A 1,144-nucleotide genomic window follows, 5' to 3' on the forward strand; every position below is an offset into this window, starting at 1 on the left:
GGGGCGGCTGGCGAGTGCCGGGGGCGGAGTACGACCGTGATCCCCAGAAGATTGAATTCCAGGCCCGGCTGATCACCTCCACCCGCCGCCTGCTGTCCATCGCCCGGCACCTTTCGGCCCTGGTGGACGAGGCGCCGGAGGACGCACCGCCGGAAATCCGCCGTCTGGCCGAAGAGGCCCGCAAGGTCGACCGCTTCCTGCAGCAGATTCCCGCCGTAGCGGAGGCGCCGCCAGAGGCCGCAGAAGACGCCGCCTGATCACCTTAGGCCTCCGCCGCCCCTGGCGAGGGGCCGCCGCGGGGGTTACATCGTTGGGATGCGCACCGAAACGCCCCAGCCGATCCGCCTGTCCGACTATCGCCCGCCGGCCTTCCTGGTGGACGAGATTCATCTGGACTTCGACCTCAAGCCTGGCGCCACCCGGGTGAAGGCCAGGCTCAGCCTGCGCCGCAACGGCGATCACGCCGACCCCCTGGCCCTGAATGGCGAGCGACTGACCCCGATTTCCGTCGCCATTGACGGCCGGGTGCTGGCCCAGGCCGAATACGTCATCGACGCCGAGTACCTCACGATCTCAGATGTGCCGGACGCCTTCGTTCTGGAGACCGAGGTCGAGATCGATCCGGCGGCCAATACCGCCCTGGATGGCCTCTACATGTCCGGCGGGCGGTTCTGCACCCAGTGCGAGGCCGAGGGTTTCCGCAAGATCACCTGGTTCCCCGACCGCCCCGACGTCCTGGCCCGCTATACGGTGCGGATGACCGCCGACAAGGCGTTCCATCGCCTCCTGTCCAACGGCAACCTGATGGAGTCTGGCCAAACGCCGGACGGCCGCCACTACGCGGTGTGGAACGACCCCTTCCCCAAGCCCTGTTACCTGTTCGCCCTGGTGGCCGGCGAGCTCGACGTGCTGGAGGACAGCCTCGTCACCATGAGCGGGCGCAAGGTGGATCTGCGGATCTATGTCGATCCGGGCATGGCCGATCGCGGGGTCTACGCCATGGACGCCCTGAAACGCTCCATGAAGTGGGACGAGGAGGCCTTCGGACGCGAATACGACCTCGACCTGTTCATGATCGTCGCCGTGCGGGACTTCAATTTCGGGGCGATGGAGAACAAGGGGCTGAACATCTTCAACTCCTCGC

1 protein-coding gene and 1 pseudogene are annotated in these 1,144 nt (G+C 66.8%); both read left to right on the forward strand.

The annotated features are described in order from the left end of the window. Positions 1-257 (forward strand): annotated as a pseudogene (locus tag Q7V15_RS09775) (hypothetical protein); the annotation flags it as partial. A gap of 58 nt (positions 258-315) precedes the next feature. Continuing rightward, positions 316-1,144: M1 family aminopeptidase (locus Q7V15_RS09780; RefSeq protein ID WP_304755384.1), on the forward strand; the 829-nt coding region annotated here is incomplete at its 3' end.

The sequence above is a fragment of the Phenylobacterium sp. genome, assembly GCF_030651755.1.
Classification (GTDB): domain Bacteria; phylum Pseudomonadota; class Alphaproteobacteria; order Caulobacterales; family Caulobacteraceae; genus Phenylobacterium.